The sequence below is a fragment of the Schaalia sp. 19OD2882 genome (assembly GCF_018986735.1).
Classification (GTDB): Bacteria; Actinomycetota; Actinomycetes; order Actinomycetales; family Actinomycetaceae; genus Pauljensenia.
The window spans coordinates 1,295,996-1,320,298 of the sequence record NZ_CP065521.1; the positions used below are offsets into that span (position 1 = coordinate 1,295,996).

Here is a 24,303-nt window from a genome sequence, read left to right on the forward strand (position 1 = left end):
GTGTCACACCTGTTACCCTCGACACATGAACGAGGATCTCCTGTCCCGGGCGCGCGAGGCTGCCGCCCGATCGACCGCCCCGACGGACCCGGACTGGCCCGTCTTCCACGTCGCCCCTCCCGTGGGACGCCTCAACGACCCGAACGGGCTCCTGGTCGATGGCGACACCTTCCACGTCTTCTACCAGTACACGCCCGAACATCCCCGTAAACTCGTCTACTGGGGGCACGCCACCTCCACCGACCTGGTCCACTGGAACCATCACGACCCGGCGATCCTGCCGGACTGCCACCAGGACCGAAATGGCGCGTACTCGGGCACCGCATTGGCCACCGAGGACGGCGTCGAGCTGTGGTACACGGGCAACTACAAGGATCCCGACACCGGTCAGCGGGAAGCGACCCAGTGTGTCGTCACCACCCGCGACCTCGTCCACTTCGACAAACTGAGGACGCCCGTCGTCACCGCACAACCCGAGGGCTACACGGCCCACTTCCGTGACCCCCAGGTGTGGCTCGATCCCGACTCGCCGGTGGACGCACCGTCGTGGAGGATGCTGCTGGGCGCACAGCGCGAGGACCTCACCGGGGCCGCACTGCTCTACCGATCCGAAGACCGCCGGAGCTGGCGCCTGGAGGGGGAACTCACCTTCCCTGACGCCGGGGGAGCATTCGACTCCTTCGGATACATGTGGGAGTGCCCGAACCTGGTTCGCATGCGCGACGAGGCCACCGGGCGGACGGTGGACGTCCTCATCTTCTGTCCCCAGGGCATTGCGCCGCAGCGGGAAGGCTTCGAGAACGTCTTCCCCTGCGTGTACGTCGTCGGGCACTTGGAGGGCACTCGGTTCCTCGGCGCCGACGGGACCTACGAGGAGCTGGACCGCGGCTTCGAGTTCTATGCGCCGCAGGTCTTCGCCCACCGCGCTCACTCTTGGGGGGACGTGGACGGTGCCCCGGCGCCGCTGCTCATCGGATGGGCGGGCAATGCCGGCGAAGACGACCAGCCGTCGATGGCATCGGGAGGTTGGGTCCATGCACTGACCACCCCCCGGGAACTGCACGTGGTCGGGGGCGTCCTTCATCAGCGCCCGCATCTGCCCGGTCTTCCGCTTCAGGGTGCGGCCGTCGAAGGGCCCGAAGCCCTCGGTGGCGAGGGGGCCTCGATGCCGGTGCGCGCCCTGGAGGGGGCGAGGGCGTGGCGCGTGCGTCTGCATTGTCGCTTCGAGGGGGCCGCCGAGCTGGTCATGGGTGTGGGAGGCGACAGCGGCCTTGAGATCCGCCTGAGCGCCGATCGGCTGCAGGTGGACCGTTCGGGCACCCGCTATCCGCATGGGGGCGTCCGTACGGTCAGCCTGGATCCGGGTGAGGCCGAGTGGGTCGAGATCGTCCACGACCGCTCCATCACCGAGGTCTTCCTGGGCAACGGTCGCCGCGTGTTCACCCTACGCTCCTTCCTGGAAGGGACTGGAAGTGGGATTGACCTGCGCTCCTTCGGCGCGGTGGGTGTCGACCGGGTGGAGGTGGCCCGACTCGACTGAGCCGGGCCGGCGAAAGACGGGAGAATTTCGCGGCAAACCCTTGCGGCGAACAGGCGGGGGCCCGTAGCATGTCAATCGATTGCTACATGGCCTGCGTGACAACTTCTCGAGGACGAGGAACCGGGCGGGCACCCAGGAAGGGGCGTGGATGGCAATGGATCACGCGAAGGTCGCGGCGGACGTCGTCAGAGCCGTCGGAGGGGCATCGAACATCAGCGCAGCCGCCCACTGCGCGACCAGACTCCGATTGGTCATCGCCGACTCGACGAAGATCGACCAGGCCGCCCTGGACGCTCAGGAGGACCTCAAGGGGACCTTCGCCGCAGGCGGCATGTTCCAGATCATCGTCGGCCCCGGAGACGTCGACATCGTCTACCGGCACATGGTCTCCGATCACGGAGTGCGTGAGGTCTCCAAGGACGAAGCCAAGGAAGAGGCGGCCCAGGGCGGAAACATCTTCTCCCGCTTCATCAAGATGATCGCCGACATCTTCGTGCCGATCCTCCCGGCGCTGGTCGCCGGCGGTCTGATGATGGCCATCAACAACGTCCTCACCGCTGAGGGCCTCTTCGGCCCGAAGGCGCTGACGGACATGTGGCCGTGGATCTCCGACTACGCCAACCTCATCAACATGATCTCCTCGGCAGCCTTCGCCGCGCTGCCCGTGTTGGTCGGCTTCTCGGCGGCCAAGCGTTTCGGAGGCAATGTCTACCTCGGCGCCGCCCTGGGCGCGGCCATGATCTCCGGTGATCTGCTCAACGCGTGGAGCACCGGTGACGCCCTGGCGGGCAAGGTCGAGGTGGAGTACTGGCACCTCTTCGGCATGGATGTCGCGAAGATCGGCTACCAGGCGCAGGTCATCCCCACATTGGCGGTCACCTGGGTCATGTGCCTCATCGAGAAGTGGCTGCACAAGCGCCTCTCGGGCACCGTCGACTTCCTGCTCACGCCGCTCGTCACCCTGCTGGTCACCGGCTTCCTCGCGTTCATCGCCATCGGCCCCGTCACCCGTATCGTCGCTGAGGGGCTGACCTTCGGCATCAACTGGGTGTACACCACACTCGGTGTCTTCGGCGGTCTGCTCTTCGGCTTCGTCTACAGTCCGATCGTCGTCACCGGCCTGCACCAGTCCTTCCCCGCGGTCGAGATCCCCCTGCTCCCGGTCAATGGCGGCATCGGCGACTTCATCTTCCCCATCGCCTCCATGGCCAATGTCGCCCAGGGCGCCGCTGCGCTGGCGGTCTTCGCCAAGACCCGAGACGCCAAGATGAAGGGTCTGGCAGGCGCGGGCGGTGCCTCCGCCGTCTTCGGCATCACCGAGCCCGCCATCTTCGGTGTGAACCTGCGTCTGCGCTGGCCCTTCTTCATCGCCATGGGCGCGGCGGCCATCGGTTCGGCGGGTGTGGCCCTGCTCAACGTGCGCGGACAGGCTCTGGGCGCCGCAGGATTCGTCGGATTCGTCTCGATCATCCCGCAGTCCATCCCCGCCTACATCGCACTGGAACTGCTCGTCTTCGCCCTGGCCTTCGGCGTCACCTTCTTCTACGCAATGACCCGGGGCAAGGCCGACATGCTCGCCCCCGGCGCAGCAGCACCTGCGGCAGAGCTTGCTGAGCCCGCGGCGGACTCCACCACGGCAGGTGGCGCCGCGCCCGCCGCGGTTCTTCCGGATGAGGCCGCGCAGGACTTCACCGTGACCGCACCCCTGGCGGGAACCGTCCTCCCGCTGGACCAGGTGGCCGACGAATCCTTCTCCCGTGGACTGCTCGGCCCGGGCGTGGCCATCGATCCCGAGGGCGGCCCCGTGGTCGCTCCGGTCGACGGTGAAGTCATCGTCGCCTTCGACACGGGCCACGCCTACGCCCTCAAGTCCGCCTCCGGCGCACAGATCCTCATCCACGTCGGCATGGACACCGTCAAACTCGAGGGACGCTGCTTCACCCCGCGTGTGAAGAAGGGCGACGTCGTGCGCCGCGGAGACGTCCTGGCCGAGGTCGACTGGGACGGCATCAAAGCCGCCGGCTACTCCACAGTGACCCCGGTGGTGATCTCCAACAAGAAGAAGTTCTCCGACGTCACCCCTGTGGCTGACCACTTGGTCGAGCGGGGAGACGCGCTGCTCGAACTGACCCCCAAGGATGTCACTGTCTGAAGCACGTCATGAGGTGGAAGGGGGCGGGTCCGACACGGACCCGCCCCCTTTGCATGCCTCGACCGGTGTGCGAACCGTCGGCGGTGAAAGCGCTGCCCCGCCCTCGTCACCGGACGGCCACTCGCAGTGCCCGACCCGGGCGGCTCCAAAGGGGCGCTCAGGCAGTCCATCCTTCGACGATGGTCGCCGGGAACTCCACGGGACCGTAGACGGGGCGCACCTCGTTGCCCAAGGCCCCGTCCTGGCCACCGCCGGCACTGCGGCGCCGCTGGCGCCGGGCGGTTTCGATCTGGCCGAGAAGGATCCGCACGGCCTCACGCGCAATCGCCTCGATGGGCTGGCGCACAGTGGTCAACCCGGGCAGGGCGCGACGAATCGCCGAGGTCCCGTCAAAGCCGATAACCCGAAGATGTTCGGGCACCGACAATCCGCGTGTGCGCGCCCACTCCAGGACCTCCGCCGCCGCCAGGTCATCGGTGGCGAAGACGGCGTCAATGAGCTCCGCCACCGAGTCGAGCCGCTCGTCGACCATCGCCTGGCGCTGCTCGACCGGGGTGTGGAAAGGGACGGTGAGCACCACCGGGGTGATCTTCTTGGCCGACAACGCTTCCCGGTAGCCCGTCTCGCGAAGATTCTGCGGACCCGAACTGGAAGTGAGCAGGGCCGGGCGCCTGGCGCCACCGGTCAACAGACGTTCGGTGGCCTCACGCCCCGCAGCATGGTTGTCGCAGCGCACATTGGGGACAGCAGGGGACAGGGCCCTGTCAATGGTCACCAAGGGCATGCGGATGTCGTGGTACTCCTCGAGGTCCTCGTTGTGGGCCCCTGAGATGATGCCGTCAACCCTGTTGCCGACCAGTAGGTTCAAGTACTCGCGTTCACGTTCCGCCTTGCCCAGGGAATTGCAGATGAGGATCCGGTAACCGTGTTCGGCCAATGCGTTTTCCACCTCGACCGCAAGTTCCCCGAAGAAGGGAAGGGCCACGGTCGGCACGATCAACCCGATCGTCTGCGTGCGCATTCCGTGCAGGGCGCGAGCGACCTGGTTGGGCCGATAACCCAGGCTCGCGATCGCGGAGGCCACCTTGTCCTTCGTCTCCTGGGACAGGTAGCCGCGACTGTTGAGGACACGCGAGACCGTGGTCAGGGACACTCCGGCAAGGGCGGCGACATCCGCCAACGTGGGCTCGGAACGAGGGTTCACCGGTGACCTCCACTGGGTCGAGGCGCGCCCGTGCATCGGGCACGGCGCTGGCGGACGCACCCGCATGCAGCGTCGCCACGCAGCGCGGTCTCACCATCGATTGACATCTGTCTGACGACCATTGTGCCTGAGGCCACCGGCAGGTGCGCAACCAAATCCGTGCGCGTCCTGAACACGGACGACCTCACGGAAGCCAGGGCGCCTGCCGGTCACATGCGCGCGCGAGGATCCTGCGTGAGCACCTCCCGAGCCACCGGCACGTCGTTGTAGGGGTGCTTGATCCCGTCGATGTCCTGGTACCACTCTGCGCCCTTGCCGGGGATGAGGATGACGTCCCCGGCCTGGGCGGCAAGAATCGCCTTGCGCACCGCGTCGCGACGACAGGTGGTGATTTCAGTGACGTCGTGCATGTCCGGGCGCACCCGTGCAATGCCGCGCAACAGGTAGTCGCGCACTGCCTGCGGGTCCTCGGTGCGGGGGTTCTCATCTGTCACCCACAGGATGTCGGCCTCGCGGGCCGCCATCTCACCCAGCTCCTCACGCTTGGAGGCGTCACGGTCCCCATCGGTGCCGAAAACCATGACGAACTTGCGTTGGACCAGCTCCTTGCATGCCTCGATGGTCCACCGGAAGCCCTCAGGGGTGTGGGCCATGTCGACGATCACAAGGGGCAGGTTCCCGGGCTCAGGATTCACCTTCTCCATCCGCCCGGGGATCTGCTCGGCCGCCTCGATCCCGGTGATCGCGTCCTCGACGGAGATTCCGGCACTGACCGCAGCGGCCAAGGCCACCGCCGTGTTCTGGACGTTGACCCGGCCCAGGATCGGCATTCTCACGCGGTGGGTCCGCCCCTGCGGGTCGACCAGCGTGAAGACCGTGGAGAAGGTCTGTCTGTCGGCGGTGATGTCTCGCACCTGCCAGTGGGCTGGAGTGTCCGTGAATGCGGCGACGGTGACGACGGGAACGGTGGCCTCACGGGCCAGGCGCCGGCCCCATTCATCGTCCACGCACACCACGCCGCGCGAGCAGTGCTCGGGGGTGAAGAGCATCGCCTTGGCCCTGAAGTAGGACTCCATGTCACCGTAGTAGTCGAGGTGGTCGTGCTGCAGATTCGTGAAGACGGCGACGTCGTAGACAATGCCGTCGACGCGGTTCAGGCTCAGTGCGTGCGAGGAGGTCTCCACGACAGCAGCGCCCTGACCGGACTGTCCCGCCAGGTCCAAGAGGCGCTGAATGACCGGCGCCTCTGCGGTGGTCTGGTCGGAGTCGAAGCGCACGGCCCCCACCCGCGACTCCACGGTTCCGCAGATGGCCGGATCCGGATGTGCGACGCTGAGCGCAGCCCGCGTGAGGTATGAGGTCGTGGTCTTGCCGTTCGTGCCCGTGATGCCGATGGTCAGCAGGCGGGTGGCGGGGTCCCGGTGAACGGCGACCGCGACGAGGGCGGCGGCCGAACGCGGATTGTCGACGAGGACGACGGGAACACAGACCCCGGCCTCGCGAACCTGGGAGGCGCCCTCGGCGTCGGTGACGACTGCCACCGCGCCGGCGCGCACGGCGGCGGCCGCGAAACGAGCCCCGTGCTTGACCAGCCCCGGAACGGCCACGAAGATCCACCCCTGGTCGATGTCGACGGAGGAGACGCTCACCCCACTCACAGGGGTCTCCCACTGGGCCTCGTCGCCGTCGGCGAGGGCGGCTCCCGGCACGCGGGAGAGGGCTTCACGAAGGGACATGGGCCGGACGCGGGGACGGATGTCGAGGACGGAACTCATGGGGGCAACTCTAGACCGGTCTGCCATGGTGCCGGGTGTCCCCATGGTCGGGGTGCGCTCCCGAACTACCATTGCGCCCATGACCTCACTCTCGCGCGAAAGCGCCCGTGACCGCAGGGCGCATGTGGACCTGCGCCATGTGGACGTCGACCTGGACCTGTCCGAGGGCGCCGACGTCGAGATCGCCACCTTCCCGGTGACCTCGAGCCTGACCCTGGTCACCGATCGGCCCGGGCTCACGGTCGACGTCGACGGGGAGGTTCTCGAGGTCCTGGTGGATGGACGGGCGGCCGAGTGGGTCCATGAGGGGCAGACCCTCCACGTGCGGGCGGTGCCCACCTCGGTCGAGACCGAGGTGGTCGTGCGAGCCCGGTGTCGCTACTCGCGAACGGGGGAGGGGTTGCATCGCTACGTCGACCCGGAGGACTCACGCGTGTACCTGTACACGCAATTCGAACCTGCGGACGCCCACCGCGCGTGGCCGTGCCTGGACCAGCCCGACGTCAAACCGACATGGACTTTCCACGTCCTGGCCCCCGCTGGGTGGGAGGTCCTGTCCAACGGGGCGACGACCCACTGCGAGCAGGTCGCACCCGACCTGCGTCGCCACCATTTCGGGACGACCCCGCCTCTGTCGAGCTACATCACCGCCGTCGTGGCCGGACACTACGCGGTGGTCGATGCGGGATCGTGGAGTGGGGGAGCCACCGGGGACGAGGCCGACGGCGGCCACCTCGAGATCCCGCTGCGTCTGGCGTGCCGACAGGCTCTGGCCCCGTACATGGATGTCGAGGACATCATCGAGGTGACCAGGGCGGGCCTGGACTTCTTCCACACCCGCTACGGCATCACCTACCCGTGGGGCGGCTACGACCAGGTCTTCGTGCCCGAGTACAACCTCGGCGCCATGGAGAACCCCGGGTGCGTGACCTTCACCGAACACCACCTCGGCCGCGACCCCCTGTCCCACGCCCAACGCCAGGCGCGCGCCAACACGATCCTCCACGAGATGAGCCACATGTGGTTCGGCGACCTGGCCGCCCCCGCCTGGTGGGACGACCTGTGGCTCAAGGAATCCTTCGCCGACCACCAAGGGACCCTTGCGGCGGCCACAGGCACCCGCTACACGGGGGAGTGGGCGGCTTTTGCCCTGGCACGAAAGGGATGGGCCTACGAGCAGGACCTGCGCTCGACCACCCATCCGATCGTCGCGGACATCCCCGACGTGGAGGCCGCCACGACGAACTTCGACGGCATCACCTACGCCAAGGGGGCCTCCGTTCTCAAACAGCTGGTCGCCTGGGTGGGCGAGGACGTGTTCTTCTCGGCCGTGCGCCGCTACTTCCGCGACCACGCCCACGGAGTCACCCGTCTGTCCGACCTCTTGCACGCCCTGGCGGCGGTTTCGGACAGGGACCTGGAGGCCTGGGAGCAGGCGTGGCTGCACACCACCGGTCCTTCCGTCCTGCGGGCCTCCTGGAGGGTGGAGGAGGATGGCGCCGTCCAGGATTTCCTCCTCCACCAGGAGTGCGCGGCCCAGCAGGCGCTGGTTCTCAGACCGCATCACCTCGTGGTGAGCACATGGCGGGTCGAGGGCGCCACCCTGCGGCGCACCCACCGCTTCGAGGTCGACATCGACGGCGCCTGCGCAAGGATCGACCCGGAAGGCCTGCTGGCAAGGCCCGGTGCGGTGGGGGACCTCGACATGGTTCTCGTCAACGACGAGGACCTCACCTACGCCATCACCCGCCTGGACCCCGCCTCGACGACAATCGCCCTGAGCCACATCGCCGCCTGCCCGGACGACCTGACCAGGGCAGTGGTCTGGTCCGCCCTGTGGAATGCGGTGCGTGACGCCGAGCTGGCGCCCGAGGACTTCATCCACGCCGTGGCCTCCCAAGGATTGGGAGAGAGCCAGGAAGCGGTTCTGCGACGGCTTTTGCGCTGTGTGGGCACATGCCTGGATTCCTACGTCCTGCCGGAGCGGCGCCAGGACTTGGCGCTGGCCTTCGCGGGGGCCTGCGTCAAGGCTGCGCGCCACGCCGGAGGAGCCGCAGACGGTGCAGGACGCGCATGGTTGGAGGCCTTCGCACGGACCATTGCCCACATGCCCGCCGACCACGTCGCCGCCTGCCCGGTGACTGCCCAACTGGTCGAAGGCACCTTCGACGGCGCAGGGGTGGACGCGGTGACCGCGTGGTCCGCCCGAAGCGGTGTGGCCGCGCACGGCCTTGCCGACGAAGTGCGCCTGGCGGCGTGGCTGGGGACCTCTGCCTCCGGCGAGGACGTCGTGCGCCACCTGTGTGCGATGAGTGCTCGACCGGACCCGGATGTACGGGCGGCCGCCTGGGAGGCGGTCACACGCGCTGACCTGTCGAATGAGCATCTCAGCGCCACCCTGGAAGGTCTGTCACGCTCGACCTGGAAGGGGAGCGAGCTCGTCGATCTCTTCCTCGGCGAGGTCCTCCCGTTCTGGCGCAGCCACTCCATCGGCATGAGTCTGCGTTTCGTGGCAGGCGCGGCGCCCTCGGACCCCGACACCTGCCCGCCCGAGAGGCTCCGCCGGTGGCTGGAGGACCACCAGCCCCTGCCCGACCAGCTGGTGCGTCTCCTGAGTGAGGTGGCCGACGACCTGGAACGGGTGCGCTCGGTGCGGGAACGAGGTCGCCCATGAGCCACCCGGAACCCCACCACAACCCCGAGGCCCGCCCCGACCCGGCAGCCTCCATGTCCCTGCTCACCGGGCTGCTGCGCAATCCTCTCGATGCCGGCTACGCCGCCTGGGAGAACGGCGGAACCCACAAGCCCCGCTGGTGGGAGCGGATGTTGACCGTCCTCCTGGCCGTCGCCTTGGGAGTGGCCTGCACGTGGGCGGTACGCGCCCTTCGCGTGCCGGAGCGGATCGACATCCACGACGAACTGCTCGACCGGGCGCTCACCCAGCAGTCGGCCGTCGCCGCCCTGGAGGACTCCGTCCAGTCCCTGGCCCAGGAGGTCGAAGCGGCGGGAGGCTCCACTGCGGCCGGGGCGCGCCTGGACCCGGCCCTGGCTCTGGCCGTCGCCGCCCAGGACGTCACAGGCCCCGGGCTGCTGGTCACACTGAAGAACTCCGCCGACACCTCCACCCCCTCCGGGGGCCTGGTGCGCGACCAGGACATCCGCATGGTCGTCAACGCCCTGTGGTCCGCAGGCGCTGAGGCCGTGACAGTCAACGGCATCCGCGTGGGTCCGGCCACATTCATCAGGACCGCCGGAGCAAGCGTCCTCGTCAACGTGACCCCCATCAGTTCCCCTTACGAGATCCGAGCCATCGGGGATGCGAACACCATGTCGACGGCACTGGTGCGCGGGTCCACAGGGGACTACCTTTCCAGTGTCGAGTCCGTCAACGGCATCTCGGTGGCCGCCAGTGCCCAGACCTCGATCTCCATGCCCGCGCTGGATGTGCGCACACTCCGCCACGCCACTGAGTCCACAGGAGGACAGTGACATGATCGCCATCATCGGTCTCGCACTGGGCATCCTCATCGGGTTCTTCATCGACCCGACGGTGCCCGTATGGCTGCAGCCATTCCTGCCGGTGGCCGTCGTCGCGGGCCTGGACGCCCTTTTCGGCGCCGGCCGTGCCTGGTTGGAAGGACACTTCCACGACCGGGTCTTCGTCACCTCCTTCTTCTGGAACGTCGTGGTGGCGTGCCTGCTCGTGTGGCTGGGCACCCAGTTGGGGGTCGGCTCGGCGATGACCACGGCGGTGGTGGTGGTCCTGGGCATCCGCATCTTCTCCAACACCGCGTCCATCCGACGTCTGCTCCTCAAGGCGTGACATGGCAGACACGATCGACATGACGACCTCCCCCGAGGAACACTCCGATGGGGTGGAGACCCACGAGCCGCCGACTCCCCAAGCGCCCGAGACGGATCCTCAAGTGCCCGAGCCGGAGAGTGAACCGGCTCCTGGCCGCAGGCGACGCTTGTGGACCCGCATCGGCCGCGCCTCGGTGGCCGCTCCACGGGCCATGCACGTCCTGCTGCTCGTCATCTGCCTCTTCCTCGGCACGGCCTTGGTCACACAGGTGCGTTCCCAACGTCACGACCCGCTGGAGACCCTCAAACAGGAGGACCTGGTGATCCTCCTCGGAGAATTGGACGAACGCGAAAAGGTGCTGCGTGCCGAGCGCGCTGAATTGCAGACCCGGCTCGACCAATTGCGTCGGGCGGCCGACCAACGCAGCGCCGCCGACGAAGCCGTGCGCAAGACGACGGAACTGGCACGCGTCAACGCCGGTACGGTTCCTGTCACGGGCCAGGGCGTCCAGGTCACGGTCATCGACAAGGACAACGCCCTTGGGGCCACCCAGTTCGTCATGGCCCTGGGCGAATTGCGCAATGCGGGGGCCGAGGCGGTCGAACTCAACGGCGTGCGCCTGACGTCTCGTGCCTACTTCAGTTCGGACGCACGCGGCGTCCTCGTCAACGGGCAGCGGATCTCGTCACCGTATGTGTGGAAGATCATCGGCCCGGCGAAGACGATCGCTGCGGCTTTGGAGATCCAAGCCGGCTCAGCTGCGCAGATGCGTGCCAAAGGCGCACAAGTCGACATCCTGGAGAGTGAAAGGATCAAGATCGACTCCGTCGCCACCGCACAACCCCCCGCTTGGGCGGTGCCGAGCAACAACTGAGGGTTGCTCGCGCTATGAGTCATTGTTCTCAAGAAGCGAAAGGGCTGGGTGTCCGCTTAGGATGGGGACATTCAGCTGACGAGACCAGGGAGGTTCGACGTGGACCAGCAGCAGGAGTTCGACCCGACGACCACCTCGGTCTTCGGTCTCCCGATGGCTGGCGAGGCGCCGGAGGGACCTGTGGCCCTTTCGCCGCGCGACCGCGACGCCGTGGAGGCGCTGCCGGCCGGTTCGGCGCTGCTCATCGTCCAGCGTGGACCGAACACCGGTGCCCGCTTCCTTCTGGACGCCGAGGTGACCAATGCCGGCCGCTCGCCGCGTTCGGACATCTTCCTCGATGACGTCACCGTCTCGCGCAAGCACTGCCAGTTCCTTCCTCACGAGGGCGGGGTGCACATGGTCCGCGACTCCGGAAGCCTCAACGGCACCTATGTCAACCGTGAACGCGTCGACCAGGCGGTGCTCAAGGCCGGCGACGAGGTCCAGATCGGCAAGTACCGCCTGACCTACCAGCCCTCACCGCGCAACGCATGACGACGAGGGACGCAGCCGCCCGTGAGCTTGCCGGGGCGCAGGAGGACGTTGCGCTCGTGCCGTGGCCCAGGGGAGTCTCCCGCAAGGCCAGCTTGACCATCGGTCAAGTCGTCGAGACCTTGGCCAAGGAGTTCCCCGCCATCACCGTCTCCAAGGTGCGTTACCTGGAGGACCAGGAGTTGGTGTCCCCGACGAGGACGGCCTCCGGCTATCGGAAGTACTCGCCGGCAGATGTGGCCAGGCTGCGTTTCGTCCTCCAGCGTCAACGGGACACATTCGCCCCTTTGCGTGTGATCGGTGACGAGCTGCGGGCTCTGGACGCCGGGCACGAACCCGCTCCCTCGCGCAGCGCCCGCGTGGTGGCCTCCGAAGGTCGGGTGGTCGATGTGGGCAATCGTCCGGCAGTGCCCGCCTCCGACCTGTGCGACCTCACCGGGGCGGATCTGGAGACCTTGGAACGCTTCACGCGCCTGGGGCTGGTGACCCCGGACCTGGCCGGCTACTTCCCCTCCAGGTGCATCCAAGTCGTGTCACTGCTGCTCCAGCTGGAGGGCTGCGGAATCGACGTGCGGACCTTGCGAGCGGTGCGCACGGGCGCCGAGCGCAGTGCGGACATCATCGACCAGACGGTGACCTCCCAGCATTCGAGGCGACGGGCGGGTGATGCGGAGCGCGCGGCGGCCCGCTCGGCAGAGCTCGGTGAACTCTTCGCCGACCTGCACCGGGAGATGCTCCGTGTGTCCCTGCACAACCTAAATCGACGCTGAGCGGTGGCGAATCGCCCGGCGACCGGGATTGTCGAGTGGGCGCGGCAACATTCACCTTCAGCTTGAGGGTGAGACGCGCCGGGAGTGTCGTTGAAATTGTGGGTTCGCCCGCCTAGCTTTGGGTGAGGAGATCCCGCGACCCCCAGTCAACGTGGAGGACATGCTGTGAACACGAGTTCTGCGCCCAGTGCCGATTCGGCACGTCAGGGCGTCCTCTTCGGTGACTCCGTGGCCGACCAGGGGGACGACCTCGGCTACCGCGGACCTGCCGCCTGCACTGCGGCGGGCATCACCTACCGACAGTTGGACTACTGGGCGCGCACCGGTCTGCTGCAGCCCTCCGTACGCCCCGCAAAGGGATCGGGCACCCAGCGCCTGTACTCCTTCAAGGACATCCTCGTCCTCAAACTCGTGAAGAAGCTTCTGGACGCGGGAGTCTCATTGCAGCAGGTCCGCCGAGCTGTCGGGCAGTTGCTCGACAGGGGAGTGGAGGACCTGGCCTCCGTCACCCTCATGAGCGACGGAGCCTCCGTCTACGAGTGCACCTCCACCGAGGAGGTCATCGACCTGCTCCAGGGCGGGCAGGGAGTCTTCGGGATCGCCGTGGGACGCGTGTGGCGCGAGGTCGAAGGTTCCTTGGCCGATCTGCCGGTCGAACAGGCGGATCTTCCCGTGGTGGACGACTTGGCCGAGCGTCGGCGTCGCAAGCGCAACGCCTCCTGACACAACACAGCGGCCCGCCGCACCGCGGTTCGGTGCGGCGATTCGCGCCGCGGGGGAGAGGACCCCTTCGCGGCTCAGAGTTTCCCGAGGTTCCGGCCGACGCTCCACCCGGTTTCGACGTCGACGATCTCGACGGTGACGATTCCATTCCGATCCACGGTGTAGCGCTCCTCGACCAGTGGTCCGTCCTCGGTGCGCACGACCTCGACCCGGGACAGGTCGACCTGCGCGCCCTGCAATTGTCGGTCGAAGGGCATGAAGACCTCGCCGCAGGGGATGACGTCCCCGCGCGGCACGCCGTCACTGTCGGTGCGCGAGTATTCGACGAAGCGGAACCAGCCGACATTGTGGGCCGCCCTGTAGCGGCGCACCACGTGCACGTCCTCGCCCCGGGCGAGGACCAGGTCGGGTTCGAGCAAGGGGTCGAAGGAGACGAGGTCGCCGGATTCGGCCTCTCGGAAGACACCGACTCCCCGCGAGAGCGTGTCGCGCAAGGTGTAGGCGGCCGCCGGGTCAGCGGCGATGGCAAGGCCAATGGCGGTGGAGGCGGCAGGGTGAGGTGAGCGGTGGACCCGGCGCCCGTGCGCATCGCGCAGGATCCGCGCCACCGCGGGCAGCTCGGCACCGCCACCGACCACGTACAGGCCGGCCACATCCGCTGCGAGCTTGCTGGCACCCTGCGCATCCAGATCCAACAGGGGAGTCATGGTCTCCAGGGTCGAGTCGACGAGGGGCCGCACCTCTTCGTAGTAGTCACGCACCGGAAGGATCACAGGGGATCCCTGCACATCGATGGTGGCGAAACGGGACTGTGGAGTGAGGGACTCCTTGACCAGGCGGCACTGGTGGACCAAGGTGTCCCACCCCTCGTCCCCGAGGTCTGCGGGGGAAAGGCCTGCGGATCGGAGCGCCAAGCGAGCCAGGACCAGGTCGAAGTCGTCTCCGCCGAGCAGGTTGTTTCCGCGTGAGGCCAGGACCTCGTGATCGACTCCGTCAGCCACGACAAGAGAGGCGTCGAAGGTGCCGCCACCCAGGTCGTACACGAGGACCTTGGTGCGCCTGGAGTTCAGCGTGCCCGAGTGGCGGTGGGTGTACTCGAAGCCGGCGGCCGAGGGTTCGTTGACCATGGACAAGACGTTCCATCCGGCGGCGCGGAAGGCCTCCATGGTCAGGAAACGCTGGCCGGAGTGGGCGTGTGCCGGAACACCGACAACGGCTTCGAGGGGCTCGTCGGCCGGCACGGTGGCCACGGAGGAGGATTCGCGGACAAGTTGGGCCACGTGGGCGAGGAATCGGGTGAGCAGGTCGACCAGTCCGATGTCCCTGCGGGCCAGGCGCACAGTGGTCGACGGGGTCACGCCGGCGTCGGCGAGAAGACGCTTGAAGGAACGCAGGTGCGCAGCGCCGTCCGAGGCCAGGCGTTCGGCCTCGTGACCGAAGACCAGGTGGTTGCCGTCCAGGGCGGCCACGGAGGGAATGTAGTCGTGGAGGTCGCCGGATTCGTCCTCGAAGGAGACCATGGGATAGTTGCCCCTGTCGACGCAGGCGATCGTGGTGCGTGTGGTTCCGAAGTCGACTCCGATTCTCATGCATCCACCCTAATGGGGGGATGGCGGGTCTGGGTCGGCTCCACGCCCCGGAGCAGGAGATGACATAATGTGCATTATCGGACACAAGGGTCGAGGTCGGAATGACGCCGGTTCCAGCGCCACTGGATGGTCGTCGTCTTCACAGGCGAGTGGCCGCGCGCCGGGCGCTCACACTGAGCTAGACTGTCCGGGCCTTGCACTGAAGGACTGACCAGGAGGAACCATGGCGGATCGCGCACTTCGAGGAATGCAGATCGGCGCGAAGTCGATGGAGTCCGAGGAAGGCGTCGTCTTTGCCGAGCGCTACACCGTGAAGTACCTGTGCCCGAATGGCACCGAGTTCGAGGTCACCCTGTCCACGGAGGCGGTTGCGCCGGCCACGTGGGAATGCCAGTGCGGTCTGACTGCCGAACTCATCGGTGATGCGCCTGAAGAGGAAGAACCCAAGGCGGTCAAGCCTCAGCGCACCCACTGGGACATGCTGCGCGAACGCCGCTCCCTGGAGGAACTCGACCAGGTTCTCACCGAGCAGCTCACCCTGCTGCGCGAAGGTCGTCTGCGCCCCGAAGGCGCCTACCGTCGCGGCTGAAACGCCCCTCTGCGCCCCCCCTGCTGCTGAGGTGGCACTGGGTTCTGACATAATGTGCGGGTGCAGGGCCTTCCTCTTCGACTGACCCTCGACACCGCTCACTGCCCGCTGCGCACCGATCCTCGCCCTGTCGAAGCGGAGGAACGCCGGGAGGAACCTCTGTCGCCACGCCCCGCAGATCCCGCAGCCCCGGCAAAGCGTCTCCCACGCGCTGCGCGATCCTCGAAGCGCACCTGGACCAGACGGGCCATCGAGGCAAGGACAAGCACAGCACCGGCGCACATGACGAGCCACGACGGCCAGGGGCCGAGGACCGCCGCCGGAGTCAGTGACGTGCGCAGGGGCAACTCCCCCGCCAGATGCGCGGCCTGCATCGTGCCGCTGACCGCCTGGACGGACCCGTCCGGGCGTACGAGCATCGACACCCCCGTCGTGGAGGCCTGGACGGCCGAACGGGAGAACTCCATGGCCCTGAAACGCAGGATCTGGGCCTGCTGGACGGACTCGGCGCGATCCCTGAAGTGGTAGTTGTTCGTGGGCACCACGATCATCTGGCCGCCCGCCATGACCCCCTCGGCCAGAAGGTCCTCGTAGGCCACCTCGAAACAGATGCCGACGGCCAAAGGCACATCACGGCCATCTGCCAGACGCACCCGCATGAACGCAATGTTGTCCACCGGGGCAAGATCCACCGACACCTGGGCGGCCTCAGTGGCCAGAAGCGAAATGATGTCACGCAAAGGGATGAATTCACCGAAGGGCACCGGAATCTGCTTGCCGTAGAAGGTCGGGTCCAGACCCGTGCCCGGATACCAGAGGCCGATCCAGTTGTAGCGGAAGTCCTCGCCGTACTCCGGGAAGCCGACGATCGTGGGGGCCTGGGCCCGATTCACCACGTCACTGACCGTGTGCGCGACGACGGCGCTGCGCCTGGGGTCGCGGTCCAAAGAGGCTTCGCCCCACACGTACAGGTCCACCGGCGCGCCCTCGTCGATGAGGGACTGCATCTGGTCGGCGTGATTTCGGGTGACCCGGCCTTCCTCCGAGTAGGTCTGCAGGGCGGGCAACTCGATGTTGCCCTGGGCGATGCCCACACGCAACGCGCCCGACTCCTGGGACTGGGACAACGGGATGAGGATCGGGGTGACGAACAGGGCCAGTGCGCCGACCAGGCACAACGGCCGGGACCACCAGCCCGGCCGCTCCAAACCGACGTGCATGGCCAAGGCCCGCCGCGCCAACACCGCCACGACGACGACGAGGAAGGAGACCAAGACTTCCCCACCGACAACGGCCAGACGACCGATCGGCGCGTCCACCTGCGGGTAGGCGAGGTTGCCCCACGGAAATCCCGACCACGGGAAGTGCGAGCGCACCTGTTCGACGGCCACCCACGTGGTGGCCACCGCAAGTGCCTCGCCCAGAGGATGTCGACTCCACTGCCACACGCGGGTCAACGCCGTCGCGGCTCCCCACAGCGCCAGGAACACCACTTGGCTTCCGGCAAGCGCCACCCACGGCAACCAGCCCCCAGTTGCCGGCAGCGACCAGTCGGTGTGCGGCAGCCAGAACGCGCAGCCGAAGACCATCGCAAGGAACGCTGCGCGAGAAGGCGAGGAACAGTCCACCCGGGAAATGACCAGCGCCATCGACGGCACGAGCAGCCACCACAGGTCCCACGCGGGGAACGACAGCCACAGTCCGACACCGGCCAGGACAACCAGCACGACATCGACGAGCAAGCGCGACATCGCCCCTCGCCGTGGTCCCTCCCCTCCCCCGGCCCTGCTTCCGAGAACACTCACAGTTTCGACCATGACACCACCCCGCGGGCAAGAAGATCACGCGCCTGGCGCGTCCTGGCGGCCAGTACCGGGTCCCCGACGCGACGAAGTTGGTCCAACAGGTCCATGACCTGCCGCATCCAGCGGACGAAGTCGCCGCCTTGGAGCTCACACTCGTCCAGCGCAGTCGTCAGGGAGGCACCCCTGGCCCATGCGGCCGTGGCATTCATGAGCCCGTGTTCCGGTGGAGGTGAAAGCTGGGAGTGAGCTTCGGCCTCTGCAGCAGTGACGCGGGACCATGCCGCCCGGGCCTGCCTCCACGCCTGACGAAGGGCCGGGTTCAGTCCCTTCGGAGCGCTCGCCGACTGGTCGACCTCGCCACGGGACTCATGGACGAAGCAGGAGGCCAGAGCCGCCAGGTCCGCCGCCTCGAGCCCGTCGAAGGCGCCGCCACGCAGTGCCTCGACGACGACCAGGTCCCGTTCGCCGAAGACATGGGTGAGAATCTCTCCGGCGTCGGTGACGTCTTCTCCGTCGAGGAAACCCAGCGAATCGAGCACTGCGCACACCCGGTCGAACTCCTTGGCCACGGAGTTCGTCCGCCCGTCAATGGCCCCGAGCAGGTGCTCGAGTTCGCGCTTCTGACGCGCCCAGGCATGACCCGCACCCGCGTGGGACTCCCTTTCCGGACACCGGTGCACCGGATGGTTGCGCAACCGGGTGGCGAGCAGTTCAACCTCCGCATCGCTGCCGCTCTCGGGTGACGTGGAAGGCGCAAGTGTGCCGGAGCGTACGAGCATCCGCAGCTCGTCACCGAGGGCAGCCCGCTCCCGGGAACGCCGAATTGCGGCCGCTCCGGGAAGGCGGATCCGACCGACGACACCCATCCACCCCGTGATGTCCTCGGCGCCCAGATGGTGCCATCGCCCGTCCGTGCCCAGAATGCGTACGGACACCCGGTCCTGTGCGGTGCGGCCGACCTCGCAGACGAGGGCGTGGTTGATGCGCCGTCCACTTCGGTAACGAACGACGTCACCCGGACGCACCGAAGCCAGAGCGCGGCGCGCCTCTTCGCGTCCGGCGAAGCGGCGTTGACGTTGGGACTCCTTCTGGAGACGGGCAAGCTCTTCACGCAGCCAGAAGTACTCCCGCGCATCCCCCGCCTCACACTCCAGACGCGAGTCGAGATCCGCCAGACGGGCCTGGGCCTCGCGGGCCTGACGGGCCAGGTGGACCACGGCACCATCGGCCTGGAACTGGGCGAAGGAGGTCTCGAGCACCTCACGGGTGGCCGCCCGCGAGGAGTGCGAAAGCAGGTTCACGACCATGTTGTAGGTGGGGCGAAATGCACTGACCAGCGGATACGTGCGTCTGGAGGCGAGGGCCGCCACCTCTTCGGGGGCGACGCTTCCCTTGTGGAGAACCACCGCATGACCCTCGACGTCAATGCCCCGGCGCCCCGCCCGGCCCGAGAGTTGCGTGTACTCCCCCGCGCTCAAGGGCGCGTGGGTGGCTCCGTTCCACTTGCGCAGCGCTTCGATGACCACCGTGCGTGCCGGCATGTTGATGCCCAGTGCCAAGGTCTCGGTGGCGAAGACGACCTTGACCAACCCCCGAGTGAAGAGCTGCTCGACGGCCTCCTTCATCGCCGGCAGCAGCCCCGCGTGGTGGGCGGCGATGCCGCGTTCGAGGGCGCGCGCCCACGTCGACAGATTCAATGCCGCATGGTCATGGGGGTCGATGGAAGCGATGACCTCGTCGACGATGGCGCGGATCCGGGCGCCCTCGGCGCGCGAGGTGAGGACCGTTCCCGAGGCGAGCACCTGCCGGACGGCGTCCTCGCAGCCCTGCCGCGAGAAGATGAACACAATGGCCGGAAGCAGGCCGGCCCGATCCAGGGTGAGCAAGGTCGTGGCCCTCGTCTCCCGCACGGCGTTGCGCGCCCCTCTTGCCCTGCCCACTGTCGACACTGCGGCCAACAGGTGCGGGTTCAGGCGGGAACTGGGCCCCTGATCCGTGCGAGAGGGTGCGTAGAGGTCGAAGAGCCTGTCCCCCACCATCATGTGCTGGTAGAGGGGAACCGGTCGCTTCTCGGACACGATGATCGAACAAGAGCCGCGAACCTCGTCGATCCACGCCCCGAACTCCTCGGCATTGGACACGGTGGCCGACAGGGCGACCACGTCCACGTGGGCGGGCAGGTGGATGATGACTTCCTCCCACACCGGGCCACGGAAACGGTCCGCCAGGTAGTGGACCTCGTCCAGGACCACGTGGGTCAGGGCCGTCAGGTCAGCGCCCGCGTAGATCATGTTGCGCAGGACCTCGGTGGTCATCACCACCACCGGGGCGTCGGCATTGATGGCCGTGTCACCGGTGAGCAACCCCACGGAGTTCTCTCCGAAGCGCTTTCGCAGGTCGGCGAACTTCTGATTCGACAGGGCCTTGATCGGAGTGGTGTAGAAGGCGCGGCCACCCCGGGACAGGGCCAGGTGGGTGGCGAATTCCCCCACCACGGTCTTGCCGGCTCCCGTGGGGGCTGCCACCAGAAGCGAAGTGCCGGCCTCCAGAGCGTCCATCGCTTCGATCTGGAAGTCGTCGGGCAGCCACGGCAGGGAGTCGACCCACCGTTGACGCTCGGAGCGTTGGATTCGCTGGTCCTCCTTGAAAGCCCGCATTCTCTGGGAGGCCGACAACGAGCCCATGTCCGTGGGGTCCAGGGGCGCGTCGGTGGCCGCGCGGCGGCGCTTGTGTGCAGGGGTCATCGCACTGCCTCCAGGACGGGCGCCCACGCGTCACGGATGACGGCGGCCCTGCGTGCGGCGACCCGATGCCACCTGTCCTCGCAATGACGAAGGTGGGGGACGAGGTCGATGACGAGAGCGCTGACCCAGGCCTCGTCCCACACAGGCAGTTCGACCGTCACCGACTCGTGGTCCTCGGCCACCAGCGTCGCATCGAAGACGTCGGCGAGCCAACGTGCGCCGAGGTCAACGGTGAGGCGGAGCATCTCCGGTCCGCTCCCCTGCGTCTCCTGCAGGGCTTCGTGGGACTCGGCAGGTCCGTCCCGCCGGAGGTTCTCGACACGATCCAGCCGGAATCGACGAAGGCCCGCCGCCGCGCGACACCAGCCGTGCAGCATCCACCCGCTGGGGGTCAGGCGGACCCCTTCGGGGTCGACATGGCGTGTGGAGCGCTTGCCCGCGGCGTTCACGTACTCGAAGGACACGGACTCGCCTGCCTCCAGGGCGGCTCCAATGGCGGCGAGGCCGGGGGCCGCCTTCTGTCCGGAGACCACCAAGGGATCCTCCTGGGTGCCACCTGCCAGTGCGCGCACGGCCAGTGCGACTTGAGGTATGCGGGCGCGGAGCCTGTCGTCCAGTCCGGGTGCGATGGCAGCGAGGCCGACGAGGATCGCACTTGCCTCGGCATCGGTGAGGCGGGGAGGCAGATCGAGTCCGTAACTTCGACGCACGAGTATCCGGCGTTCCTCCTCCCACAGGTCCCAGTCGAATTCGACCGTCTCGCCAGTGCGGGAGTCGCCGACCTCGGCAATGGCCAGGACGTCACGTTCCATCTGTCTGCGGGTGCGTCCGAAGTGGGCGGCTGCCTCCCCCAGTGAAATACCCGGATGGGTGAGCAGCCATGGCACCATCGACAGGTGGCGCGCAAGGGCCTGTGCGGTCGACTCAGGCATTGAGCGCCTCCGCTCTGGCCGATGCCGCCTCAAGACGGTGGACAAGGCCCTCGCGCAGGAAGAGGGGTTCAATGGGGACGACGTCCTCGCCGTGGGTGAGGATCCACTCCATCCACGCCCCGACCTCGGCCTCGATCCCGCGTCGCAGGACCCAGCCGGAAGGCAGCGCGCATGCGCACTCGGCTTGCGCATCACCCTCGTCGACCACGTCGAGCGGCACCGCCGCCCCTTGCCGGATGGCCAGCAACGGGCGCAGGAGGAAGTTGTCGAAGGGCTCGGGCAGGTCGGCGGGCACGGGCCCGGCATCCCCGGGTTGGCCGATGACGGTGACGCGCGAGCGGATGCGATCCAGGCGGAACAGTCTCGGGGCCTGTCGGTCCAGGTCTTTGCCCCACAGGTACAGCGCCGCCCCACGCAGGACGATCCTCCACGGTTCAACGCTGCGTTCCCACACGCCTTGGCTGGAGGGGTAGTCGAAGCACACGACATTGCGCCGGCGGATGTGGTCGGCGAGCTCGGCAACGGTCTGCGCCCCCGACAGTTCCAGGCGCGGGGTCGCCAAGGATCGCCAGGCGTCGGAGTCGGTGGAGGCCAGCACCTTGGGGGCCACGAGGCCGCTGGTCCGATCAGAGCCCTTCCACGTGTGGATCGCGGAGCTGACCAAGCGCACGTCCTGCTCCGACAGTGCCTCCACGGGGGCCGCGAACGAGGACTCGGCGATCCGGTAGCGCGCCTGGCCGGAGCGGGTGGTCAGGACCTCGACGAGGACACCGGCCTCCCGCAAATGCGACTTGTCACGTTCGAAATGGGCCTCGAAGTTGTCCTCGGACATGGTCGCGTAGCCGCGCAGTGCCCTCACGCGGTTGCGGGTCGACCCTCGCGGATGTGCGAGGAGCTCGAAGAAGAGCTCCAGGACGCGCGTACTGGTCGGAATGTCCTTGGCCACGCGCCCCACTCTAACGAAGGGGGCTCCGGGCTGCTCCGGCGACACCCGGCCGGACGCGGCGCTGTGGCCGTTCAGAGTCTTGAGGCGGCAAGATGCGTGACGATGATCCCTCGGGCGCCCTGGTCGTGGAGCCGATCCATGACGCCGTTGACGCCCTCGGCCGGGACCATGGCGCGCACGGCGATCCACTCCGTGTTCAAAAGCGGCGAGATCGTCGGGGAATCGAATCCGGGGGTGATGGCCACGGTCGCCTCCAGGTCGACCTCACGCACGTTGTAGTCGACGAGCACATAGGAGCGCGCCACACGAACTCCTTCGAGCCGGCGGTCCAAGGTCGCCAGTCGAGGGTCCTCGCGCAGTTCCTCACGCGTGATGAGAACCGCCTCGGAGCTCAGGATCGCTTCGCCGAACACCTCCAGGCCGGCCGCCTTCAAGGTGGAGCCGGTTTCGACCACATCGGCAATGAGGTCGGCAACCCCCAGGCGCACCGAGGACTCCACTGCCCCGTCCAGGTGGACGACCTCGGCCTCGATGCCACGGGAGGTGAGGTACTCGCGAACGAGGTGGTCGTAGGAGGCGGCGACACGCTTGCCGGCGATCTGCTCGATGCTCGAGATCGTGCCGATGGGCGCCGCGAAACGGAAGGTCGATCGGGCAAAGCCCAGGGCCTTGTGCTCGACGGCCCCCGCACCGGAGTCGAGCAGCAGGTCGCGGCCGGTGATGCCGGCGTGGATCGACCCACGTCCCACGTACACGGCGATGTCGCGGGGCCGCAGGAAGAAGAGTTCGACGTGGTTCTCGTGGTCGGTGAGCACCAGTTCGCGGCCCCGACGTCGGGTCCGGTAGCCGGCTTCGGTCAGAAGGTCGATGGCCGGTTCCGACAGAGAGCCCTTGTTGGGCAGTGCAAGGCGCAGCATGTCCTCCATCACGACCCCTTCAGAGTTTCCGGTAGACGTCGTCCAGGGTGAGGCCCTTGGCCACCATCATCACCTGCGCGTGGTAGAGCAGTTGGGAGATCTCCAGCGCCAGGTCGTCCTCGCTCTCGTAGCGGGCGGCCATCCACACTTCTGCGGCCTCTTCGACGATCTTCTTGCCGATGAAGTGGACGCCCTTGTCGAGTTCGGCCACCGTGCCCGAGCCTTCGGGGCGGGTGACGGCCTTCTCGGACAGTTCCTGGAAGAGTTCTTCGAATCTGCTCACGCGCTTCACACTAGCGCGCGTCACGGCCACCACCCGCCCTCGCCCGTCTCGCGGACGTGGCGCTTCACTCGGTCGCGTACTCGTTGGTCACGGACGCCTTGAGATCCGGTCCTGAATGGAGCATGTCGGGGACCGTGCCGAAGAAGACGGCCATGGCCTTCCACGTGTCCAGGTCCTGGGTGGCGCTCACTGCACCGTCGGCGGTGACGAGGAGCTTCGCCGTGGCCTCCCACACGGCGGCAGCCGACTGCGCTGCCGCGCCCGTCAGCGACGGGTCACGTGTGGTCGTGGCCGCCAGGACCGCCTCGGGGTCGGCGAGCGCCACCTCGACGCCGCCACGGGTGGCCGACACGACCGATCGGACCAGGTCCGGGTGAGCCTCGGCGAAGGAGCGAGTGGTGACCAGGGATGCGGAGACCAGAGGCACGGTGTTCTGGTCGGGACCGAGAGTCCGTACGGTCATTCCGGAACGTTCGAGTTGGACGAGGTCATTGTTGACGAAGCCGATGACGGCGTCCACCTGACCCTGGGTGAGGGCCGCCTGTTGGGTGTACCCGATGGAGACCACCTGGACGTCGCTGGAATCAAGGTCGAGACTCTTGAGGACGGCCAGCAAGTAGTACCAGTTGGAACCGTACTCCCCCGGTACGCCGATGCGTTTGCCCTTGAGGTCGCTCAATTCCTTGATGGCCGAGTCCGCCTTGACGATGACGCGGGCCGGGTGGGAGTGGTAGTAGGCGCCCACCGAGACCAGGTCAAGCTCGGAGTCCCGGGCCTGCAGGACCTCGTCGCCCGAGGCCAGGACGAGGTCCTCCTGGCCGGAGACCAAGGCGGTGAACAGGCCTTCGTCGGCCCCGTGGTGCCTGACCCTGACCTGCGTCCCTGTCGATGCGTACAGGCCCCTGTCCTCCGCGAGGTACACGGGTGCGAATTGCACATTGGGCACGTAGGTCAGGCCAAGTGTCACCGACCCCTGGGCTCCGCCACCGCTCGGAGCGGCTTCGCCTGCGGAGGGGGAAGCCGACTGCTGCCCGGTGGGGGCCGAAGCGGTGCAGGCACTCAGAAGCAGAGCGAGGGTGGACGCGAGGAGGACGAGGACGTGGGGGCGAGGTCGTGGAGACACG

General features: G+C 67.6%; 20 protein-coding genes. 10 read left to right on the top strand and 10 right to left on the bottom strand.

All coding sequences use genetic code 11. The features are described 5' to 3' along the window. Positions 1–25 precede the first annotated feature (25 nt). Positions 26–1,540, top strand: coding sequence for a glycoside hydrolase family 32 protein (locus I6B53_RS05735; protein ID WP_216763281.1), 1,515 nt, complete (start codon positions 26–28; stop codon positions 1,538–1,540). Between the two features lie 148 nt (positions 1,541–1,688). Then, positions 1,689–3,692 carry a sucrose-specific PTS transporter subunit IIBC gene (locus I6B53_RS05740; protein ID WP_253953784.1) on the top strand — a complete coding sequence of 668 codons (2,004 nt, stop codon included), beginning with the start codon at positions 1,689–1,691 and terminating at the stop codon, positions 3,690–3,692. Positions 3,693–3,849: 157 nt separating this feature from the next. On the opposite strand, the gene I6B53_RS05745 is transcribed toward I6B53_RS05740, so the two are convergent. Together I6B53_RS05745 and I6B53_RS05750 are read right to left on the bottom strand one after the other, a co-directional pair. After that, entirely contained in the window at positions 3,850–4,896 is a 1,047-nt protein-coding gene (locus I6B53_RS05745) for a LacI family DNA-binding transcriptional regulator (RefSeq protein ID WP_301554125.1), read from the bottom strand. Between the two features lie 209 nt (positions 4,897–5,105). After that, positions 5,106–6,671 (bottom strand): UDP-N-acetylmuramoyl-L-alanyl-D-glutamate--2,6-diaminopimelate ligase, encoded by a 1,566-nt coding sequence (locus I6B53_RS05750; protein ID WP_216763283.1) that lies wholly within the window; start codon positions 6,669–6,671, stop codon positions 5,106–5,108. Between the two features lie 79 nt (positions 6,672–6,750). On the opposite strand from I6B53_RS05750, the gene pepN reads away from it, so the two are divergent. From pepN to I6B53_RS05785, 7 genes are all read left to right on the top strand, one after another. Then, positions 6,751–9,345 (top strand): aminopeptidase N, encoded by a 2,595-nt coding sequence (gene pepN, locus I6B53_RS05755; protein ID WP_216763284.1) that lies wholly within the window; start codon positions 6,751–6,753, stop codon positions 9,343–9,345. After that, positions 9,342–10,160: a DUF881 domain-containing protein gene (locus I6B53_RS05760; RefSeq protein WP_253953785.1), complete on the top strand. Its 819-nt coding sequence runs from the start codon at positions 9,342–9,344 to the stop codon at positions 10,158–10,160. The genes pepN and I6B53_RS05760 overlap by 4 nt, the downstream gene beginning before the upstream one ends. 1 nt (position 10,161) lies before the next feature. Then, positions 10,162–10,494: a small basic family protein gene (locus I6B53_RS05765; protein ID WP_216763285.1), complete on the top strand. Its 333-nt coding sequence runs from the start codon at positions 10,162–10,164 to the stop codon at positions 10,492–10,494. A 1-nt stretch (position 10,495) separates the two neighbouring features. After that, complete coding sequence (locus I6B53_RS05770; RefSeq protein WP_253953787.1) at positions 10,496–11,350, top strand: DUF881 domain-containing protein; 855 nt, start codon at positions 10,496–10,498, stop codon at positions 11,348–11,350. Between the two features lie 99 nt (positions 11,351–11,449). Then, the gene (locus I6B53_RS05775; RefSeq protein ID WP_301554126.1) at positions 11,450–11,884 is read left to right on the top strand and encodes an FHA domain-containing protein; all 435 of its coding nucleotides are present in this window, start codon (positions 11,450–11,452) and stop codon (positions 11,882–11,884) included. Then, positions 11,881–12,651 carry a MerR family transcriptional regulator gene (locus I6B53_RS05780; protein ID WP_216763286.1) on the top strand — a complete coding sequence of 257 codons (771 nt, stop codon included), beginning with the start codon at positions 11,881–11,883 and terminating at the stop codon, positions 12,649–12,651. The genes I6B53_RS05775 and I6B53_RS05780 overlap by 4 nt, the downstream gene beginning before the upstream one ends. A gap of 165 nt (positions 12,652–12,816) precedes the next feature. Beyond that, positions 12,817–13,374 carry a MerR family transcriptional regulator gene (locus I6B53_RS05785; protein WP_216763287.1) on the top strand — a complete coding sequence of 186 codons (558 nt, stop codon included), beginning with the start codon at positions 12,817–12,819 and terminating at the stop codon, positions 13,372–13,374. Positions 13,375–13,448: 74 nt separating this feature from the next. On the opposite strand, the gene I6B53_RS05790 is transcribed toward I6B53_RS05785, so the two are convergent. Continuing rightward, complete coding sequence (locus tag I6B53_RS05790) at positions 13,449–14,963, bottom strand: Hsp70 family protein (protein WP_216763288.1); 1,515 nt, start codon at positions 14,961–14,963, stop codon at positions 13,449–13,451. A 223-nt stretch (positions 14,964–15,186) separates the two neighbouring features. Between I6B53_RS05790 and I6B53_RS05795 the strand changes: the two genes are divergently transcribed. Then, on the top strand, positions 15,187–15,552 hold the full coding sequence (locus I6B53_RS05795) for an RNA polymerase-binding protein RbpA (RefSeq protein ID WP_216763289.1): 366 nt from the start codon (positions 15,187–15,189) through the stop codon (positions 15,550–15,552). Between the two features lie 98 nt (positions 15,553–15,650). Here the strand turns inward: I6B53_RS05795 and lnt are convergent, their stop codons facing one another. The 7 genes from lnt to I6B53_RS05830 all read right to left on the bottom strand — a co-directional run bounded on the left by lnt (position 15,651) and on the right by I6B53_RS05830 (position 24,302). Beyond that, positions 15,651–17,303, bottom strand: a complete 1,653-nt coding sequence (gene lnt, locus I6B53_RS05800) for an apolipoprotein N-acyltransferase (protein WP_216763290.1) — start codon at positions 17,301–17,303, stop codon at positions 15,651–15,653. 50 nt (positions 17,304–17,353) lie between these two features. Further along, entirely contained in the window at positions 17,354–20,101 is a 2,748-nt protein-coding gene (locus I6B53_RS05805) for an RNA helicase (RefSeq protein WP_216763291.1), read from the bottom strand. Beyond that, complete coding sequence (locus I6B53_RS05810; RefSeq protein ID WP_216763292.1) at positions 20,098–21,033, bottom strand: YafY family protein; 936 nt, start codon at positions 21,031–21,033, stop codon at positions 20,098–20,100. Before I6B53_RS05810 ends, I6B53_RS05805 begins: the two co-directional genes overlap by 4 nt. Continuing rightward, positions 21,026–21,979 carry a YafY family protein gene (locus I6B53_RS05815; RefSeq protein WP_216763293.1) on the bottom strand — a complete coding sequence of 318 codons (954 nt, stop codon included), beginning with the start codon at positions 21,977–21,979 and terminating at the stop codon, positions 21,026–21,028. The genes I6B53_RS05810 and I6B53_RS05815 overlap by 8 nt, the downstream gene beginning before the upstream one ends. 71 nt (positions 21,980–22,050) lie before the next feature. After that, entirely contained in the window at positions 22,051–22,896 is an 846-nt protein-coding gene (hisG, locus tag I6B53_RS05820; RefSeq protein WP_216765369.1) for an ATP phosphoribosyltransferase, read from the bottom strand. Between the two features lie 19 nt (positions 22,897–22,915). Next, entirely contained in the window at positions 22,916–23,179 is a 264-nt protein-coding gene (locus I6B53_RS05825) for a phosphoribosyl-ATP diphosphatase (RefSeq protein WP_216763294.1), read from the bottom strand. Between the two features lie 64 nt (positions 23,180–23,243). Beyond that, positions 23,244–24,302: an ABC transporter substrate-binding protein gene (locus I6B53_RS05830; RefSeq protein WP_216763295.1), complete on the bottom strand. Its 1,059-nt coding sequence runs from the start codon at positions 24,300–24,302 to the stop codon at positions 23,244–23,246. Position 24,303 lies beyond the last annotated feature (1 nt).

Excerpts from the sequence above, each read along its gene's own strand:
- I6B53_RS05735 (WP_216763281.1), top strand. The coding sequence starts at position 26 with ATGAACGAGGATCTCCTGTCCCGGGCGCGCGAGGCTGCCGCCCGATCG.
- I6B53_RS05740 (WP_253953784.1), top strand. The coding sequence starts at position 1,689 with ATGGCAATGGATCACGCGAAGGTCGCGGCGGACGTCGTCAGAGCCGTC.
- I6B53_RS05750 (WP_216763283.1), bottom strand. The coding sequence starts at position 6,671 with ATGAGTTCCGTCCTCGACATCCGTCCCCGCGTCCGGCCCATGTCCCTT.
- pepN (WP_216763284.1), top strand. The coding sequence starts at position 6,751 with ATGACCTCACTCTCGCGCGAAAGCGCCCGTGACCGCAGGGCGCATGTG.
- I6B53_RS05760 (WP_253953785.1), top strand. The coding sequence starts at position 9,342 with ATGAGCCACCCGGAACCCCACCACAACCCCGAGGCCCGCCCCGACCCG.
- I6B53_RS05765 (WP_216763285.1), top strand. The coding sequence starts at position 10,162 with ATGATCGCCATCATCGGTCTCGCACTGGGCATCCTCATCGGGTTCTTC.
- I6B53_RS05770 (WP_253953787.1), top strand. The coding sequence starts at position 10,496 with ATGGCAGACACGATCGACATGACGACCTCCCCCGAGGAACACTCCGAT.
- I6B53_RS05780 (WP_216763286.1), top strand. The coding sequence starts at position 11,881 with ATGACGACGAGGGACGCAGCCGCCCGTGAGCTTGCCGGGGCGCAGGAG.
- I6B53_RS05790 (WP_216763288.1), bottom strand. The coding sequence starts at position 14,963 with ATGAGAATCGGAGTCGACTTCGGAACCACACGCACCACGATCGCCTGC.
- I6B53_RS05795 (WP_216763289.1), top strand. The coding sequence starts at position 15,187 with ATGGCGGATCGCGCACTTCGAGGAATGCAGATCGGCGCGAAGTCGATG.
- lnt (WP_216763290.1), bottom strand. The coding sequence starts at position 17,303 with ATGTCGCGCTTGCTCGTCGATGTCGTGCTGGTTGTCCTGGCCGGTGTC.
- I6B53_RS05805 (WP_216763291.1), bottom strand. The coding sequence starts at position 20,101 with ATGACCCCTGCACACAAGCGCCGCCGCGCGGCCACCGACGCGCCCCTG.
- I6B53_RS05810 (WP_216763292.1), bottom strand. The coding sequence starts at position 21,033 with ATGCCTGAGTCGACCGCACAGGCCCTTGCGCGCCACCTGTCGATGGTG.
- hisG (WP_216765369.1), bottom strand. The coding sequence starts at position 22,896 with ATGCTGCGCCTTGCACTGCCCAACAAGGGCTCTCTGTCGGAACCGGCC.